This window comes from Maribacter sp. 1_2014MBL_MicDiv (genome assembly GCF_001865655.1).
Classification (GTDB): Bacteria; Bacteroidota; Bacteroidia; order Flavobacteriales; family Flavobacteriaceae; genus Maribacter; species Maribacter dokdonensis.
The window spans coordinates 1,330,459-1,347,357 of sequence record NZ_CP011318.1 but is presented as its reverse complement, the minus strand read 5'-3'; the positions used below and the strand labels follow the sequence as shown (position 1 = coordinate 1,347,357).

Genomic DNA, 16,899 nt, shown 5'->3' with positions numbered 1-16,899 from the left:
AATACGTTGCGTATAAAATAATTTGGATGGCAAAGATACTATTATAATCAAAAATATGACAAGATGACATGATTATTTAGGTATAGTTTAAGCTTTGCGCTTATTAATTATTTAGATTTAACTTTAAAAATAACCACTTACTCCTATGAATTTAGAAAACCTTGCACAGCACATACAAAGTAGACCAGATCTAGACTTTGGTACCATTTTTAGCAGATCAATAGAACTTTTTAAAAAAGTGTGGCTGCAAGGCTTCATTACATTATTGTTGACATTTGTAGTTATACTGCCATTTTATATTTTGTTTTACGTGCCAATGATAGCTGCCGGAATTACGGATCGTGAAGCGCTGGAACAGAATGAACTTCCGCCAATGATGGTCATTGCAATGGTAATTTTGCTTCCTGTTTTGCTGTTGGCTATTACCACTATCGCGTTGGCGTTGAATGCGGCTTTTCTAAAGATTTGTAAGCAAAAGGATATGGATGAGGTTGCTAATGTTGACTACTTTTATTTTTTTAAGGAAGGTAGATTGGGTAAAGTATTCATTTTATCCTTGTATCTTTTAGGACTCTCACTTTTAGGTGGGCTTGCTTGTGGGTTAGGTGTGTTCTATTTGATAGTGCCTATGTCATTATTACCCGCGTTTTTGGCATTCTCAAATGATCTGTCACCACTAGAAATGGTTAAGGCAAGTTTTACGTTAGGCAACAAAAATTGGCTGGTTATTTTTGGTCTGGTCTTGGTCATGTCATTTGTGGCACAATTAGGCTTTGTTTTATGTTGTATTGGTGTATTGTTTACTGTTATGTTGAGTAAAGTACCTGCATACTATATGTATAAGGATGGTGTAGGTTTTAATGAGGTGTCGTAAATTTAACTAGTTGATAACGCAACTATTAGCGGTAGCTTTAATCTATAGGGTACAACCGTTTAAATTTAAAGGCCATGAGAAATTTCTTTTTTGTTTTGTGTGTAATTGCTATATCAGCATTGGTGTCATGCGATGATGACGGACCGTATGAAGATTACCTTGTAGCTAGACCAATTTTACAAGATGCAGTTTCTTTTAAGGCAGAAGCCGTAGCCGTTACGGAACCTGTGCCCATTGTGACTTCGGGCAAGATATACGCTTACGGAGATTATATTTTTGTGAATGATGTAAATCAAGGTTTTCATGTCATAAATAACCAAAATCCTTCAAACCCAGAGCCTATCGCATTTATTAAATTGGAAGGCAACAATGATATATCTATTAAAAACGATGAGATATATGCGGATAGCTATGGTGATTTGGTGATTTTCGATATTTCGGATATAAATAATATCACCTTAACCAGTCGTATTGTCAATGCCATTTATAATAATGATGTTTGGATGTTCAATACAGAATTTCCACAAGCCGATTTTTATGAATACGGAGATATTGATTATGATAAAGATATTGTAGTTGGGTGGGAAGTAAACACGGAAAGGCGCCCTATAAAGGAGTATGAGGCCAGGTTTGATAGCATCGATGGTGTTTTTGCAGATGTAGCCGAAAATTTTAATAATCAATCGCCAACAACAGGGCAGGGCGGTTCTTTGGCTCGTTTTAAGATTATTGGCAATTATCTATACGTGGTAGATTACAGTGATATTAACATATTTGATATTACCGATGTAGAAAATGTAAAGGTGTTAGATGATGTGCAAGTAGCTTGGGATATTGAGACTATTTATAATCAAGGTGATATACTATTTATCGGAGGTTCACAGGGCATGTATATTTATAGTATTGAAAACCCTCAAAAGCCAGAGTTTATTTCAGAATTTAGGCACGGTACTGCCTGTGATCCCGTAGTCGTTGATGGTGATTATGCATATGTAACGTTAAAAGGTGGTAATTTTTGTGGCACTGCGGAAAGTGGTCTTTACGTTGTAGATGTGTCCAACTTGGAAAATCCAGAATTAAAAGTGATTTATCCAATGGTCGGTCCAAACGGTTTGGGAATAAAAGGAGATACCTTGTTTGTTTGTGACGGTACTGCTGGTTTAAAAGTGTATGACAAGAGCAATGCTCCTAATATATCTTTAATCAACACTTTTGAAGATATTGTTGCTTATGATGTTATACCATTATCATCATCTCTTTTGATGATTGGAGAAGGTACCTTGTATCAATACGAATATGTAAATAATGATATTAGGCTGTTAAGTACATTACAGCTGTAAAATTATGAAATGGTTAAAAAAAAGGGGAGGCATTTATAGCCTCCCCTTTTTATTTCGTAAGCTTTAGCTGTTGAAGGCGAGCAATTGGTTTGTTTATAGCTGTGAATTTCATGAAATTACGAGCGTATCTCTGTTGAAATATGGGAAAAAATAAATTCCTGAAATTTCAAAGTATAATTTTTAGTATACATTTGTAAGTATAAACAAGGTTGATGGCGAAAAATTTAGTAATTGTTGAGTCTCCTGCAAAGGCCAAGACTATAGAGAAGTTTTTGGGAAAGGATTTTAAGGTAGAATCGAGCTTTGGTCACATTGCAGATTTACCTTCTAAGGAGTTGGGAGTAGATGTAGAGAATGATTTCACCCCTAAATATATAGTAGATAAAGAAAAGAAGGCTTTGGTTAAAAAGCTTAAAGGTCTTGCGGATAAAGCAGAAACTATATGGCTTGCGAGTGATGAGGACCGTGAGGGAGAAGCTATTTCATGGCACTTGGCAGAAGAATTGGGGCTAGATAAGAAAAAAACAAAAAGAATTGTTTTTAACTCTGTAACCAAGGCTGCAATTCAGAAGGCAATAGAGAATCCGCGAGAAATCAACTTTAATCTTGTAAATGCACAACAAGCTAGGCGAGTTTTGGATCGTTTGGTAGGTTATCAATTATCTCCGGTACTTTGGAAAAAAATTAAACCGGGTCTTTCTGCCGGTCGTGTACAATCTGTAGCTGTAAGGTTGATCGTAGAACGAGAAAGGGATATTGAGGCGTTTGAGCCACAAGCATCATTTAAGATCGCTGCAGAATTTAAGACTGAAGAAGGTAGTGTGTTTTCTGCCAAGCTGAATAAAACCTTTGCTTCTGAAAAAGAGGCCAAGGCATTTTTAGAAAAGAATATTTCTGCAGATTTCTCGGTAAGTAAGTTAGATAAGAAACCAGCAAAGAAATCGCCTTCAGCGCCGTTTACAACATCAACATTGCAGCAAGAGGCATCAAGGAAATTGTATTTTTCTGTGGGTAGAACCATGCAGGTGGCACAACGTTTATATGAAGCAGGTTTAATTACCTATATGAGAACGGATAGTGTAAACTTGTCCAATGAAGCATTGGCTTCGGCAAAAGAAGCTATTATAAAGAACTATGGTGAATCTTATAGCGAGACTAGAAATTTTACCGGTAAATCTAAAGGGGCGCAAGAAGCCCATGAGGCCATTAGACCTACTGATATGGGCAATCAGTCCCCATCATTAGAACGTGATCAATCTAAGTTATATGATTTAATATGGAAACGTACGGTTGCATCTCAAATGAGCGATGCACAGTTAGAGCGTACCAATGTAAAGATCAAGACCAATAAACATTCAGAAGAATTCACGGCGAACGGTGAGGTGATAAAGTTCGACGGATTCTTAAAGGTGTATATGGAAGGTGTAGATGATGAAGATGTTGCCGAAGAACAAGAAGGTATGTTGCCGGCCATGAAAGAAGGTGAGCGCTTGCTGAATAATTTTATCTCTGCGACGGAACGCTTTTCAAGACCGCCATATAGATTTACAGAAGCCTCTTTGGTTAAAAAGCTAGAAGAGCTGGGCATTGGTAGACCATCTACATACGCCCCAACAATTTCTACGATCCTTAATAGAGGTTATGTGGAAAAAGGTACAATTGAGGGTACAGAACGTAAGTATCAACAATTGATATTAGCATCAAATAAAATAGAAGAAAAGAATCTTAGTGAAAATGTAGGTTCGGACAAAGGAAAAATGGTGCCTACGGATATAGGTATGATCGTTACCGATTTCTTGGTAAGTAATTTTGCCAATATATTAGACTACAACTTTACTGCACAGGTAGAAGAAGATTTCGATGAAATAGCTTCTGGTGATGAAGATTGGAAGAAAATGATGAAAGACTTTTATAAAGATTTTCATCCAAATGTGGTAGATGTTGAAGAAAATGCGGATCGCGCAAGTGGCGAAAGAATTTTAGGTAAAGATCCTAAGAGTGGTAAACAAGTATCTGTACGTTTAGGTAGATTCGGGCCAATGGTTCAAATTGGTACCGTAGATGATGAAGAGAAGCCAACATTCGCCAGTTTATTGCCAGAGCAATCTTTGAATACCATTACTTATGAAGAAGCAATGGATCTGTTTAAGCTTCCTAGAAAATTAGGGGTTTATGAAGGAGAAGAGGTATTGGCCAACGTGGGTAGATTTGGACCTTATGTAAAATTCGGCGATAAATTTATTTCTATGGATAAAGGGGAAAGTGCCTTTGAAATAGAGATGGATAGAGCAATAGAATTAATAGTTGCCAAGCAAAAAGCGGACGCGCCAATTGCGATATACGAAGAAAAAGAGGTTACCAAAGGCGTAGGTAGGTTTGGTCCGTTCATAAAATGGAACGGTATGTTCATCAACGTTAATAAGAAGTATGATTTTGACAACTTATCAAATGACGATATTGTTGAGCTTATTGAAGTTAAAAAACAAAAAGAAATAGATAAGGTCGTTCAAAACTGGGAAGAAGAAGGTATTCGCATAGAAAAGGCCAGATGGGGGCGCCATAATGTTATTAAGGGCAAGATCAAGGTTGAATTGGCTAAAACGGTAGATGTTACAAAAATGTCGTTGGAAGAAGCTCAGAAATTAATTGAACAAAAAACACCAAAGAAAAAGACAAAAGCCAAGGCTAAGAAAAAAAAGTAATCTATTTTTAAGTCTTTATAAGAGTGTAGTATTTTTATGATTTCTAAACCTATTCAATAATGGCCTTTGATTTTTTAGTTCCGGTATCGGACAAAGTTTTAGCCCATAATGAGTTATTGCCAAGTCAATCTATTGGTAAAAACACCTATATACATACTGAAAAGGATGGTTTGCCGGTATTGGCAAATGCCACAGTAGCCATTTTAGGGGTAAGGGAGTCTAGAAATGCATATGAGAAAAAACACGAAAAGCTAGATGTTTCCGCTATACGATTACAGTTCTACAAACTTTTAATAGGAAATTGGAACGCAACTATTGTAGATCTGGGGGATATAGAAGAAGGCGCAACTGTAGAGGATACTTATTTTGTAGTAAAAGAAGTAGTTGCCGGTTTACTTGAAGAAGATATCATTCCTATCATTTTAGGAGCTACACAAGATATTACATATCCTGCATACAGGGCTTTTGATGGTATTAGGGATATGATCAACCTGGTAGCTATTGATAGCAGGTTCGATTTTGGTATAGAAGATGAGCTTATATCTTCGCATTCCTACATGAGTAAAATCATTACAGACAAACCTAATAACCTTTTCAATTTTTCAAATATTGGTTATCAAAGTTATTTTAATGCCCAGGAAGAAATAGATCTTATGGAGCGTTTATTTTTTGATGCCTATAGACTTGGTGAGGTTGCAAATGATATTTCTTTGGCAGAGCCTGTGCTAAGAAATGCGCACATGGTAAGTTTAGACTTGCGATCTGTAAAAGCAAGTGAAATTTCTATGTCGGCAAATTTCTCTCCAAACGGATTTAATGGTAGAGAAATATGTGCAATATCCAGATATGCCGGTATCAGTGATAAAGTGTCTGTTTTTGGATTGTACGAAATGGAGAATACCGTACAATCACAACAGCTAATAGCACAAATAATATGGTACTTTATAGAAGGTATCAATTTTAGGATTAAAGAATCTCCATACACCAAAACAGATGATTTTGTTAAGTATAACGTACCTAGCGAAGATGAAGAATTGGTGTTCTACAAAAGCTTATTAACAGAAAGATGGTGGACAGAAGTGCCATCTATTTTTACTTCACATACTAAAGCCAATACACCTGCGTTATTACCTTGCACCGAGAAGGATTATGTAGACGCATGTAATCAACAGATTCCTGAAAGGTGGTTCAAGGCCTATAAGAAAGGCTTTAATTAACATAATTTTTTTTAAAGCATTAAAAGACTTTAATACAATATTTTATATAAAACCTAGTTTTAGTTGTTAGAATAAATTATTGTATTCTGAGTTTAAACCATAATCGAAATTTAACCTAAAGTATGAAGAAGCTATTGTTATCCTCTATAGCGTTTGTTTTTTTACTCACAAGTTGTGGGTCTAAACAGAAAGGTGAGCTAACCGGAGTCCAGGGAAAAAAGTGGTATCCAGAAAAACCATATGGAATGGAACTTATCCCAAGGGGTTCTTTTATCATGGGTAAGAGTGAGGAAGACCAAGGAAAATTATTGAATGCACCAACTAAGACAGTTACGGTACGTTCTTTTTACATGGATGATACTGAAATTACCAATAGTGAGTATCGTCAGTTTGTAGAATGGGTAAAAGATTCTATTGTTAGAACCAAGTTGGCCATTTTAGCAGATGAATTAGGTATTGGTCCAGAAGAAGGTGGTATTGGTGATTATGCATTTAAAGATGCAGATACAACAAGAGCATCTGTATATGATAAATATATGTTGGATAATTACTCTGGTATGGGCGAAACAGGATACGAAGGTAGAGCATTGAGCAAAGATGAAGACCTAGTGTGGGACACATCGGACTATCCAGATGAGTATTATACCGAAATTATGGATTCTATCTATTTGTCTGAAGAAGAATCTTATAATGGTCAACGTACTATTGACGTTAAGCAATTAAAATATAAGTACAGCTGGATGGATATTGAAGCTGCGGCAAGAGCATCTGTAAAAGGAAATACTAGCCGTAAAGACTTTATCAGAACAGAAGAGGTGGAAATTTATCCGGATACTACGGTATGGATCAGAGATTTCTCATACTCGTACAATGAGCCTATGCACAATGATTATTTCTGGCATGATGCGTATAGCGAATATCCTGTAGTAGGTATTAGCTGGCAACAGGCAAAAGCATTCTGTAATTGGAGAACCAAGTTCAAGAATGATGATAATAAGAGTCGTGGAAAGCAGTTCGTAAACCAATTTAGACTTCCAACAGAGGCAGAATGGGAATATGCGGCAAGAGGTGGTATCGAAGGTGGAACTTATCCTTGGGGTGGACCATACGTTATTAGTGATACAGGTTGTTTTATGGCAAACTTTAAACCACAACGTGGAGATTATGCAGCAGATGCCGCTTTATATACGGTAGAAGCTAAATCTTACGAGCCAAATGATTATAACATGTATAATATGGCCGGTAATGTATCTGAGTGGACAAACTCTAGCTACGATCCAAGTGCTTACGATTATGTTTCAACAATGAACCCTAACGGAGGTGATCAATCTAACACAAGAAAAGTTATTAGAGGAGGTTCTTGGAAAGATGTAGCATACTTTTTACAAGTAAGTACAAGAGACTTTGAGTATGCAGATTCAGCTCGTAGTTACATAGGTTTCAGAACAGTACAAGATTATATGGGTGAGGAAGACTCAACACAATAAATAATAATATTAACAGTTTTATAATAAATTCAAATTCATTTTTTAACCAAATCTTTTTTATTAAACCTTAAATTAAATTAAAATCATGGCACAGTCAAAATCCACAAAAAAATTATTTAACATGGCCTACGGCCTTGGAGCATCAGTTGTAATTATCGGTGCATTATTTAAAATTCTTCACTGGGAGTTAGGACCTTTAAATGGTGGTATTCTTCTAGCGATAGGTCTTATAACAGAAGCACTTATTTTTGCGATCAGTGCATTTGAACCAGTAGATGACGATTTAGATTGGTCATTGGTATACCCAGAATTAGCTGGTGGTGAGAGCAAAGCTCCTAAGAAAGCACAAGCTGCTACAGAAGTAAAAGAAGCAGAGGCATCTTTATCTAAGAAATTGGATGACTTATTAAAAGAAGCTGGTGTAGATGCAAATCTTATGGAAAGCTTAGGTACTAGTATCAAGAACTTTGAAGGTGCTGCTAAAGGTATCGCTCCAACTGTTGATGCAATGGAGTCTACTAAGAAATATTCAAGCGAAATGGTTCAGGCTGCAGCTCAAATGGAGTCTTTGAACAGTCTTTATAAAGTACAATTGGAAAGTGCTAGCAAACAAGCTTCAGTTAATGAAGAGGTTGTTCAAAATGCAAGTGCACTTAAAGATCAAATGGCATCTTTGTCTACAAACCTTTCTTCATTGAATGGTGTATATGGTGGTATGTTATCTGCAATGAGCAAAAACTAATTTGGATTTTTACCGACCCAAATCAATTATTAATTAAAAATCTAAATTAAAAATCCATGGCAGGAGGAAAACAATCACCACGTCAGAAGATGGTCAACTTAATGTATTTGATCTTCATCGCAATGTTGGCGTTAAACATGAGTAAAGAGGTGCTAGCGGCATTCGGTATAATGAATGAAAAGCTAGAGACTTCTAACGAAAAGACAACAGCAAGTAACAATGCGTTCTTGGAAAGTCTTGGAACTAAAGCATCTGAAGATGCAGCAAAGTATGACAAGTTATATCAAAATGCTCAGCAGATCAAAGCAATGTCTCAAGAGTATTATGATTATTTGGAAGGACTTAAAAAAGGTATGATGGAAGGGATCGAAGATCCTAAAGATTATGCTCGTATGGATATGTCCGATTACTTAGACCAGAAATTATTTCAAGGTGAAAATTTATCGGAAGACGGTAAGAAGTTCATGAGTAACCTAACAGGTTATAGAGATCAAGTTGCTGCAATAGTACCAGCTGCTTTAAAGCAATCTGTTATCGATCGTTTCCAAACAGGAGATGAGAACGGTAAAGTTGAAAAAAGAGACGGTACAAAGCAAGATTGGATCAACTACCACTACGAAGGGTATCCTTTAGTAGCATCTTTGGCGAAATTAACACAGTTACAAGCTGATGTTAAGATAACTGAAGAAGCAGCTTTGAAATCTATGTTGGCAGGTGAGTTGACCGAGCAAGTTTCTTTAAAGAACTTTGCAACATCTCTTTCGGCTACTAAATCTGCATACTATGCAGGTGAAAAGTACGATGGTAAGATCATTATCAGCAAAACTGATAATTCTTCTACTCCAGTAAGAGCTGAGTTGACTTTAGACGGAAGAAAATTATCTGAAGGTTCTGATTATAAATTAGAGGCAGGTGGTGTTAAAATGTTGATTGGTTCTGGTTCTGCCGGTGATCATGAAGTAAAAGGTACGATCTACTTTAAGCAAGACGGTGAAGAAATTCCTGTTGAGGTTAATAACTCTTTCGCAACGATTTCTAAGCCAAATGCTGCTTTGATCGCTGCAGATAAAATGAATGTTGTTTATAGAGGTGTTGCTAACCCAATGTCTATCTCTATACCAGGTATACCTAACAATAAGGTTAGAGCATCTGCTCCAGGTCTTAAAGCGGTAAGTGGTAGTAAGTATGTAATGACACCAGGTACTGGTAGAAATGTTACTATTACAGCTTCAGGTACATTGCCAGATGGTCAGTCTGTATCTTCTAAGTCTGAATTCAGAATTAAGGATATTCCAAGACCGGAAGGTAGCATAAGCAAGCAAACCGGTAGTCTTAAACTTCCAAAGAGAAATGTTGAGATCGCTACTATAGGTGCTGGTTTAGAAGACTTCGATTTTGATTTGAACTTAGCGGTAAGCGGTTTCAAATTCAAAGTACCAGGTCAGCCAACCGTTTCTGTTAGAGGAAACAAAATGAATGCTAAGGCTAAACAAGCTTTATCACGTGCTAAAAGAGGAGATGTTGTGCAAATATTCGATATCGAAGCTTATATCACAAACAATAAGAGTTACAAGTTAAAGAAAGTATCTCCAGTAGTAGTGGAGATTACAAACTAAATAAATGGAATGATACCGGGTAAGCCCTATGGTCTTGCCCGGTTAATTTTAAAGTGAAACAAACATGAATTGGAAAAATGTTTTAGTAATGGGAGCGGTAACAATGTTACCTTTATCAATGATGGCCCAGGCAAATGTATTGAACGCAAAGAAACCTAGTGAGGTTGGTATTCGTACAGAAGCTCAAAAGGCTGTGGATAATGATGCTCCATTAGAATATGGTTATGTAGATGATAGGGATATACTTTGGTCTAAAACCTTATGGGAGACCATAGATTTAGATGAGAGAGTAAACTTCCCATTATACTACCCAACAGATACTATGGATATTGGACCAGATAGAAGGTCATTATACCATGTACTGGTTAAAAATTTAAAAAGTGGAAAATTAGATACTTATACAGATTCTTATTTTACACAAAAAAGAACTTATGCAGATTTAAAAGATGCCTTGCAAATGGTTGATACCCTAGATTATGGGTATGAGCAAATGAATGCAGGTGAAGCTGTTTCTGAAGAGTATATTACTCGTAGAACTATTTCTGCAGCGGATATTGAAGAATATCATATAAAAGGAATTTGGTATTTCGATAAAAGACAAGGAGAGTTAAAGTACCGTCTTTTAGGTATTGCTCCTGTTGCTCCGGATGTTAACTTTATGGACGACGAAAATCCAGATATGGTTGAGCTTTTTTGGGTATGGTACCCAGATGCGCGTGAAATGTTGCACGAGGCTAAACTATTTAACTCCCAGAATTCTGCACAACCCATATCATTTGACATGTTGTTGAATGCACGTAGGTTTGATGCTGTTATTTATAAAGAAGATAACGTTCAAGGAGATAGAAATATTGATGATTATATTTCTGATAATGCTTTGTTCCAATTGTTGGAAGCAAAAAGAATCAAAGAAACTATTAGAGATAAAGAACAAGACATGTGGGCTTACTAAGCTTGCTGAAAATCCAATTCACATAAAAAAGACCCGATCTGTAGATCGGGTCTTTTGTTTTATATACTGTTTCATACATTGTAAGTACATTTGTGGTATGGTAGATTATATGATTGTTGGTCTAGGTTTGGCAGGTACTGCCTTTTGTGAAAACCTGCGCAGAAATAATAAGACTTTCGTAGTGTTTAATGACCGTTCGCAAACATCTTCTAGGGTTGCAGGTGGTTTGTACAATCCTATAATTTTAAAAAGGTTTACACTCTCATGGCGGGCAGATGAGCAATTGCCTGTGGCTACGAAATTTTATAGCGGATTAGAGCAATTTTTAAATGTAAGGTTTGATGAAAAATTAAATGTACTCCGAAAATTCGCTTCTATTGAAGAGCAAAATTTGTGGTTTGAAGCTGCCGATAAAAACAAGTTAAAGCCCTTTTTGGATGTTACCTTGGCGCAAAACGATAATGCAGCCCTTAACATCCCTTTTCAATTTGGTAAAGTATTACAAACCGGTAAACTGGATACTAAATTCTTATTTGATAGTTATGAGAAATGGCTAAGTGAAAATGATAAAATTTACGCACAGACATTTCATTATGAGCAATTGAAAATTGAAGAGGATTGTGTTGTATATCAAAATGTAAAAGCTAAAAACATTGTATTTACCGAAGGGTACGGTATGGTGTGCAATCCGTTTTTCAATTATTTGCCAATGCAGGGGTCTAAAGGAGAATATATTGTAATCAAGGCAAAAGATTTAAATGAGAGGAATATTATTAAATCATCAATTTTTTTAATTCCGCTTGGTGATGATCTATACAAAGTGGGTGCAACCTACAATAGAGAACAAAAAGACAATATTACTACAGAGAAAGCCAAGAATGAACTTATAGAAAAACTTAATGGCCTTTTAAAGTGTAATTATACCGTGGTTGATCATGTAGCAGGTATGAGACCTACGGTAAAAGATAGAAGACCATTGGTGGGGCAACATCCTAAACACAAAAACTTATGGGTGCTGAACGGTTTTGGATCTCATGGTATTACCATTGCACCGTGGGCGGCCAAATCTCTTTATGATCGTATTGAAACAAAAGCACCGCTATTGGCAGAAATGGACATAGCCCGGTTTGCTAATGACTAGTGTTGTGTAAAGTGGCCTTGGCATCATACTTCACGAACATATTGATCCAAATATTTCTAGAAATTCTCATGATTACAGGCATAAAAACGACCAGGGTTCCAATTATCGCAATAAAAGTGGTGATGAGGCTAGCTCCAAGAAAAAGATTGGCAATGACAAAAGCTGCAACGGCAAAAGCAATACCTACTGCATAACTAACATACATAGCGCCATAAAAGAAAAAAGGCTCAATTTTATATTTTAGGTCGCAATGACCACATCTTTCGTGCATTTCAAAAATTTTGCCCATATGATATGGGTTTTTGTCCACATACATACTTTCTTTATGGCATCTGGGGCAACTTCCTGTTAAAATACTGTAGAGTTTGTTTCCTTTTTTTAACATTTGCAAAACTTTATACTAAGGTACGATTTTAAGGCATTTTTCTTGTCTTATATCTATTTGAAGAAAAGATAATTAAGCATGTATGTATAGATAATTTTTATCTATATCCAAGGCTAACAAGAAGAATTAGAATTTATGTTAAACGTTCACAACCTATCTGTCTCTTTTGGAGGAGAATATCTATTTGAAGAAATTTCATTTCGCTTAAATGCCGGTAATAGAGTAGGATTAGTAGGTAAAAACGGTGCAGGTAAGTCAACCTTATTAAAACTGCTTAATAAGGATATGGCTTTGGATACCGGAGTAATTGCAGTTGAAAAAGACATAAAAATTGGTTTTTTAAGACAGGATATAGATTTTGTTCAAGGCAGGTCGGTTTTAGAAGAGGCTTATCAAGCTTTTGAAGAGATCAAAGCTCTAGAGTTAAAGTTAGATGAGATTAACCATCAATTGGCAGAGCGTACAGATTATGAATCAGAATCGTACAATCAATTAATAGTAGATTTAAGTGATATTACCCAACATTATGAAATTTTGGGAGGATATAACTACCAAGGAGAGACAGAAAAAATACTGCAAGGTTTAGGTTTCAAAAGAGAGGATTTTGATAAAAAGACCGAAACATTTTCCGGTGGATGGCGAATGCGTATAGAACTTGCAAAACTATTGCTGCAAAGTAATGACGTGTTGCTCTTAGATGAGCCCACCAACCACTTGGATATAGAATCCATTATTTGGTTTGAGCAGTTTTTAAATAATTATACCGGTGCTGTTGTAATTGTTTCTCATGATAAAATGTTCTTGGATAATGTAACCAATAGAACTATAGAAATATCTTTAGGTCGCATATATGATTATAATAAGCCATACACCCAGTATTTGGTTTTAAGGAATGAGATCAAACAACAACAAATTAATGCACAAAAGAATCAAGAGAAAGAGATTCAGCAAGCAGAGCGTTTAATAGAGAAGTTTAGGGCAAAATCTACCAAGGCTTCTATGGCACAATCTTTAATAAAGAAGCTTGATAAAATTGAACGTATTGAAGTTGATGAAGATGACAACAGTGTAATGAGTCTGCGTTTTCCTGTATCCGTCACCCCTGGCAAAGTAGTGGTTGAGATAGAGGAGCTTTCTAAGTCTTATGGCAAAAATTTGGTGTTAAACGATATTAATTTGCTCATTGAACGTGACAGCAAAACGGCTTTTGTTGGGCAGAACGGACAAGGAAAATCTACCCTGGCTAAAATTATAGTTGGTGATCTGGAACATGAGGGTCACTTAAAATTGGGGCATAACGTGCAAATAGGATATTTTGCTCAGAACCAGGCAGAGTATTTAGATGGTAATAAGACCATACTTGATACCATGATAGATGCCGCCAATGAAAAGAATAGAAGTAAGGTTAGAGATATTTTAGGATCATTTTTGTTTAGGGGAGATGAAGTTGATAAATACGTTAAAGTATTGTCCGGTGGTGAGCGTAACCGTTTGGCTTTGGCAAAGATGTTATTGCAGCCATTTAACGTACTTGTAATGGATGAGCCTACCAATCACCTGGACATCAAATCTAAAAATGTACTAAAACAAGCCTGTTTAAATTTTGAAGGCACCTTAATTTTAGTTTCTCACGATAGAGATTTTTTACAAGGGCTTACCAATAAAGTCTATGAATTTAAAGACCAAAAGATTAGAGAATATTTGGGCGATGTAGATTTTTATTTGGAGCAACGTAAAGTAGAGGATTTTAGGGCAATTGAGAAAAAACAGACGGTAGTTACTGAAAAGGAGAAGCCAAAAGCATCCACATCATTTCAAGATCAGAAAAAAATTAAGAGTTTAAAAAATCAATTAAGCTCTGTAGAAAGTAAAATTGGTTCTTTAGAAAAGGAGATCAAAGAAATCGACCATAATTTATTGGTAGACTATGATGCTACTATAGCTGAGCCTAATTTCTTTGATGGATATCAAGCCAAAAAGAAGAAATTAGAGACGTTAATGCAAAAGTGGGAAACGTTAACTATTGATATTGAGGAATTAACATAATTCAGTTTTGTCTCACCACAGATTTTGATAGTTTCACCACAGATTTAGCTACTTTCACAACATAGCAGGGTAAATCAACGATAAAATTTCAGTTTTCAACGTTATTAGTTCAAATTTGTAGGATAATTCCTAGTTGAATACATTTACCAAACCACCATCATATGAAAAAACTATACTATTTAAGTTTCAGCTTATTATTTCTGACAACAGTTTGTTTTGCAGAAGTATCTAAAAAAGAGAAAAAAGCATTAATTGATCTTTACGAAACTACCAATGGTAAGCATTGGGTAAAGAAATGGGATCTGAATGCACCAGTTTCTAAATGGCACGGTGTAAAGGTTGAAAATGACAAGGTGGTTGAAATCAACTTGTTTCATAATAATCTTATGGGGTCTTTATCCTCGCAAATAGGTGACCTTGAGAACTTAAGAGTATTGAACCTTGCATTTAATTCAATAACAGGTAAGTTACCTGTAGAAATTGAAAACCTATCCAATTTAAAAATATTAAAGTTGGAAATGAACAGGCTAAATGGTGAACTACCTGAAGGTATTGGTAGCTTGTTACAACTAGAGGAACTTTCTGCTTTCAATAATTTTTTCACAGGGGAGATTCCTTCTACGGTTGGTAATTTAAAAGGATTAAAGGTGCTGAACCTTTCTAGTAATGAATTCATTGGTGATATACCAAGTTCATTGGGTGCGTTATCTCAATTAGAGACTTTGGGTCTTTTTGAAAATAGATTAGAAGGTGCTATTCCAAGAGATATGGGTAACCTTAGTAATTTAAAGGAATTGGTATTGGCAAACAATAGACTTATAGGTGATATTCCCAACGAATTTTCACAACTGGCTAGCCTAGAGGTATTTCAAATTCAGAACAACAATTTTAGTTCTTTTAAAGCTTTAGAGCTTTTGGAAACTAAAGAGTATTTGGTTTTTGATTACGATAAAGAAGACGATAAAATAGAATTTAAGGATATAAACTTCAGTAGAACCAGAATGGCGGATACGAAGTTTGAAGATATAGAAGAGTAAGAGTAGTTTACACTTTTAGTTAGTTTGGTGAAAGAAAGAGATGTTGAACAGCATCTCTTTCTTGTTTTTGTACCATAAAGGTTCAGCTATATATCATAAATGTATTTTTTGCACGTTATAATAAAAGTACTTTTTACACTAAAGTAGGTTTGTACTTGTTTAAGCTGTGAAATGTGTATTTAAAAAGCCCCCAAACCTTAATATTTTCAGTATGAAAAATGTTATTAATTTTACCTGCATAGTGCTTTTCATGACCTGTAGTTATTTGGTCAATGCACAAATACCTGAAAAGGAGAAACAATATTTAATAGATTTCAATAATAGCACCGTTGGTGAACAGTGGCAGCGTAAATGGGATTTGAAGTCCGATCCAGCAACTTGGCATGGAGTTGAGGTTGCAAACGGTCATGTTGTTGGTTTAAAATTATATCGCAACAATTTAACAGGTGCTATTCCAGATGGTATTTCCGCGCTTTCTCATTTAAAATCATTGAACCTTGCTTTTAACGTGATTGAAGGTGAACTGCCTAAAGATTTGTTTAGTTTGCAGAAATTGTCCTCGTTGCGTTTAGAAATGAACAAGATATCAGGGACTTTGCCCCAAGAATTTTCAAAAATGGCAGCATTGGAAGAACTTTCTATGTTCAATAATTTATTTCAAGGTGAAATTCCTGATGGTATTGGTGAAATTTCTAATCTAAAGACCTTAAACCTTTCCAGTAATTATTTAGAAGGAAGTTTACCCAAGTCGCTTGAAAAACTTGAGAAATTAGAGCGTTTAGAGTTATTTGGTAATAAGTTGGCAGGAGCAATTGAAGTAGATTTAGGACGTTTGGTGAACTTAAGGGAAATAATTCTTTCTTATAATAAATTTGAAGGCGATTTGCCTAGTGGTATGGCAACATTGAGTAACCTAGAATTTGTGCAATTACAAGGCAATGATTTTAGGTCGCTAAACTCATTGTTAAGAATGCAAAGTACTAAACTTGCCGTGTTTGATAGTGATGACGAATTTTTGAATTTAAAATTTGGTACGGGCGAAGTAAATAGAACACGTATAGTAGATACCAAATATGAAGATGCGAAGCGAAATTAAATAGCTTATAAATACAAAGGGAAAGGGATGCGAGAGCATCCCTTTTTTGTTTTAAACCTACCGTAAAGCCAATATTTTTTATGATTACTTTAACCATAAAGGCTTTCAATGCCAGAAGTGTTTTTTTGTAGTTTCGCCAATGATTAAATGATTTCCAAAAAATTCTAGTTAAAGTCTATTTAAAAAAGCTATTCTGTTTTAACAATATTTTGATGATTACCCTATAAGGTAAATACATTTTACTCGTTGATAGTAAGTGCTTTT

General features: G+C 35.5%; 13 protein-coding genes. 12 read left to right on the top strand and 1 reads right to left on the bottom strand.

Annotated elements, in window-relative coordinates:
* The first annotated feature begins 145 nt into the window (after positions 1–145).
* The 9 genes from YQ22_RS05525 to YQ22_RS05485 all read left to right on the top strand — a co-directional run bounded on the left by YQ22_RS05525 (position 146) and on the right by YQ22_RS05485 (position 12,071).
* Positions 146–874 (top strand): hypothetical protein, encoded by a 729-nt coding sequence (locus YQ22_RS05525; RefSeq protein WP_071340383.1) that lies wholly within the window; start codon positions 146–148, stop codon positions 872–874.
* A 74-nt stretch (positions 875–948) separates the two neighbouring features.
* Positions 949–2,214: an LVIVD repeat-containing protein gene (locus YQ22_RS05520; RefSeq protein ID WP_071340382.1), complete on the top strand. Its 1,266-nt coding sequence runs from the start codon at positions 949–951 to the stop codon at positions 2,212–2,214.
* Between the two features lie 212 nt (positions 2,215–2,426).
* Positions 2,427–4,916: a type I DNA topoisomerase gene (gene topA / locus YQ22_RS05515; RefSeq protein WP_071340381.1), complete on the top strand. Its 2,490-nt coding sequence runs from the start codon at positions 2,427–2,429 to the stop codon at positions 4,914–4,916.
* A gap of 59 nt (positions 4,917–4,975) precedes the next feature.
* The gene (locus YQ22_RS05510) at positions 4,976–6,133 is read left to right on the top strand and encodes a formimidoylglutamase (protein WP_058105073.1); all 1,158 of its coding nucleotides are present in this window, start codon (positions 4,976–4,978) and stop codon (positions 6,131–6,133) included.
* Positions 6,134–6,255: 122 nt separating this feature from the next.
* Entirely contained in the window at positions 6,256–7,620 is a 1,365-nt protein-coding gene (gene gldK / locus YQ22_RS05505) for a type IX secretion system lipoprotein PorK/GldK (protein WP_058105074.1), read from the top strand.
* 85 nt (positions 7,621–7,705) lie between these two features.
* A complete protein-coding gene (gene gldL, locus YQ22_RS05500; RefSeq protein WP_058105075.1) occupies positions 7,706–8,362 on the top strand; it encodes a type IX secretion system motor protein PorL/GldL in 657 nt (218 codons plus the stop codon).
* A 56-nt stretch (positions 8,363–8,418) separates the two neighbouring features.
* Positions 8,419–9,978: a type IX secretion system motor protein PorM/GldM gene (gene gldM / locus YQ22_RS05495; RefSeq protein WP_058105076.1), complete on the top strand. Its 1,560-nt coding sequence runs from the start codon at positions 8,419–8,421 to the stop codon at positions 9,976–9,978.
* A 64-nt stretch (positions 9,979–10,042) separates the two neighbouring features.
* A complete protein-coding gene (gldN, locus tag YQ22_RS05490; RefSeq protein WP_058105077.1) occupies positions 10,043–10,930 on the top strand; it encodes a type IX secretion system ring protein PorN/GldN in 888 nt (295 codons plus the stop codon).
* Positions 10,931–11,027: 97 nt separating this feature from the next.
* A complete protein-coding gene (locus tag YQ22_RS05485; RefSeq protein ID WP_071340380.1) occupies positions 11,028–12,071 on the top strand; it encodes an NAD(P)/FAD-dependent oxidoreductase in 1,044 nt (347 codons plus the stop codon).
* Here the strand turns inward: YQ22_RS05485 and YQ22_RS05480 are convergent.
* A complete protein-coding gene (locus YQ22_RS05480; protein WP_071340379.1) occupies positions 12,061–12,456 on the bottom strand; it encodes a DUF983 domain-containing protein in 396 nt (131 codons plus the stop codon). The two genes, YQ22_RS05485 and YQ22_RS05480, sit on opposite strands and share 11 nt — an antisense overlap.
* Positions 12,457–12,591: 135 nt before the next feature.
* Here YQ22_RS05480 and YQ22_RS05475 point away from each other — a divergent pair, with 135 nt between their 5' ends.
* The 3 genes from YQ22_RS05475 (at position 12,592) to YQ22_RS05465 (ending at position 16,635) form a co-directional block, all read left to right on the top strand.
* A complete protein-coding gene (locus tag YQ22_RS05475) occupies positions 12,592–14,502 on the top strand; it encodes an ABC-F family ATP-binding cassette domain-containing protein (protein ID WP_071340378.1) in 1,911 nt (636 codons plus the stop codon).
* A gap of 161 nt (positions 14,503–14,663) precedes the next feature.
* Positions 14,664–15,539 (top strand): leucine-rich repeat domain-containing protein, encoded by an 876-nt coding sequence (locus YQ22_RS05470; protein WP_058105081.1) that lies wholly within the window; start codon positions 14,664–14,666, stop codon positions 15,537–15,539.
* A gap of 211 nt (positions 15,540–15,750) precedes the next feature.
* Complete coding sequence (locus tag YQ22_RS05465) at positions 15,751–16,635, top strand: leucine-rich repeat domain-containing protein (RefSeq protein ID WP_071340377.1); 885 nt, start codon at positions 15,751–15,753, stop codon at positions 16,633–16,635.
* Positions 16,636–16,899 lie beyond the last annotated feature (264 nt).

What these genes read in the sequence shown, in the direction of transcription:
- YQ22_RS05465 (WP_071340377.1), top strand. Translation starts at nt 15,751, where the DNA reads ATGAAAAATGTTATTAATTTTACCTGCATAGTGCTTTTCATGACCTGT.
- YQ22_RS05480 (WP_071340379.1), bottom strand. Translation starts at nt 12,456, where the DNA reads ATGTTAAAAAAAGGAAACAAACTCTACAGTATTTTAACAGGAAGTTGC.
- YQ22_RS05470 (WP_058105081.1), top strand. Translation starts at nt 14,664, where the DNA reads ATGAAAAAACTATACTATTTAAGTTTCAGCTTATTATTTCTGACAACA.
- topA (WP_071340381.1), top strand. Translation starts at nt 2,427, where the DNA reads ATGGCGAAAAATTTAGTAATTGTTGAGTCTCCTGCAAAGGCCAAGACT.
- YQ22_RS05525 (WP_071340383.1), top strand. Translation starts at nt 146, where the DNA reads ATGAATTTAGAAAACCTTGCACAGCACATACAAAGTAGACCAGATCTA.
- YQ22_RS05520 (WP_071340382.1), top strand. Translation starts at nt 949, where the DNA reads ATGAGAAATTTCTTTTTTGTTTTGTGTGTAATTGCTATATCAGCATTG.
- YQ22_RS05510 (WP_058105073.1), top strand. Translation starts at nt 4,976, where the DNA reads ATGGCCTTTGATTTTTTAGTTCCGGTATCGGACAAAGTTTTAGCCCAT.
- gldM (WP_058105076.1), top strand. Translation starts at nt 8,419, where the DNA reads ATGGCAGGAGGAAAACAATCACCACGTCAGAAGATGGTCAACTTAATG.
- YQ22_RS05475 (WP_071340378.1), top strand. Translation starts at nt 12,592, where the DNA reads ATGTTAAACGTTCACAACCTATCTGTCTCTTTTGGAGGAGAATATCTA.
- gldN (WP_058105077.1), top strand. Translation starts at nt 10,043, where the DNA reads ATGAATTGGAAAAATGTTTTAGTAATGGGAGCGGTAACAATGTTACCT.
- YQ22_RS05485 (WP_071340380.1), top strand. Translation starts at nt 11,028, where the DNA reads ATGGTAGATTATATGATTGTTGGTCTAGGTTTGGCAGGTACTGCCTTT.
- gldL (WP_058105075.1), top strand. Translation starts at nt 7,706, where the DNA reads ATGGCACAGTCAAAATCCACAAAAAAATTATTTAACATGGCCTACGGC.
- gldK (WP_058105074.1), top strand. Translation starts at nt 6,256, where the DNA reads ATGAAGAAGCTATTGTTATCCTCTATAGCGTTTGTTTTTTTACTCACA.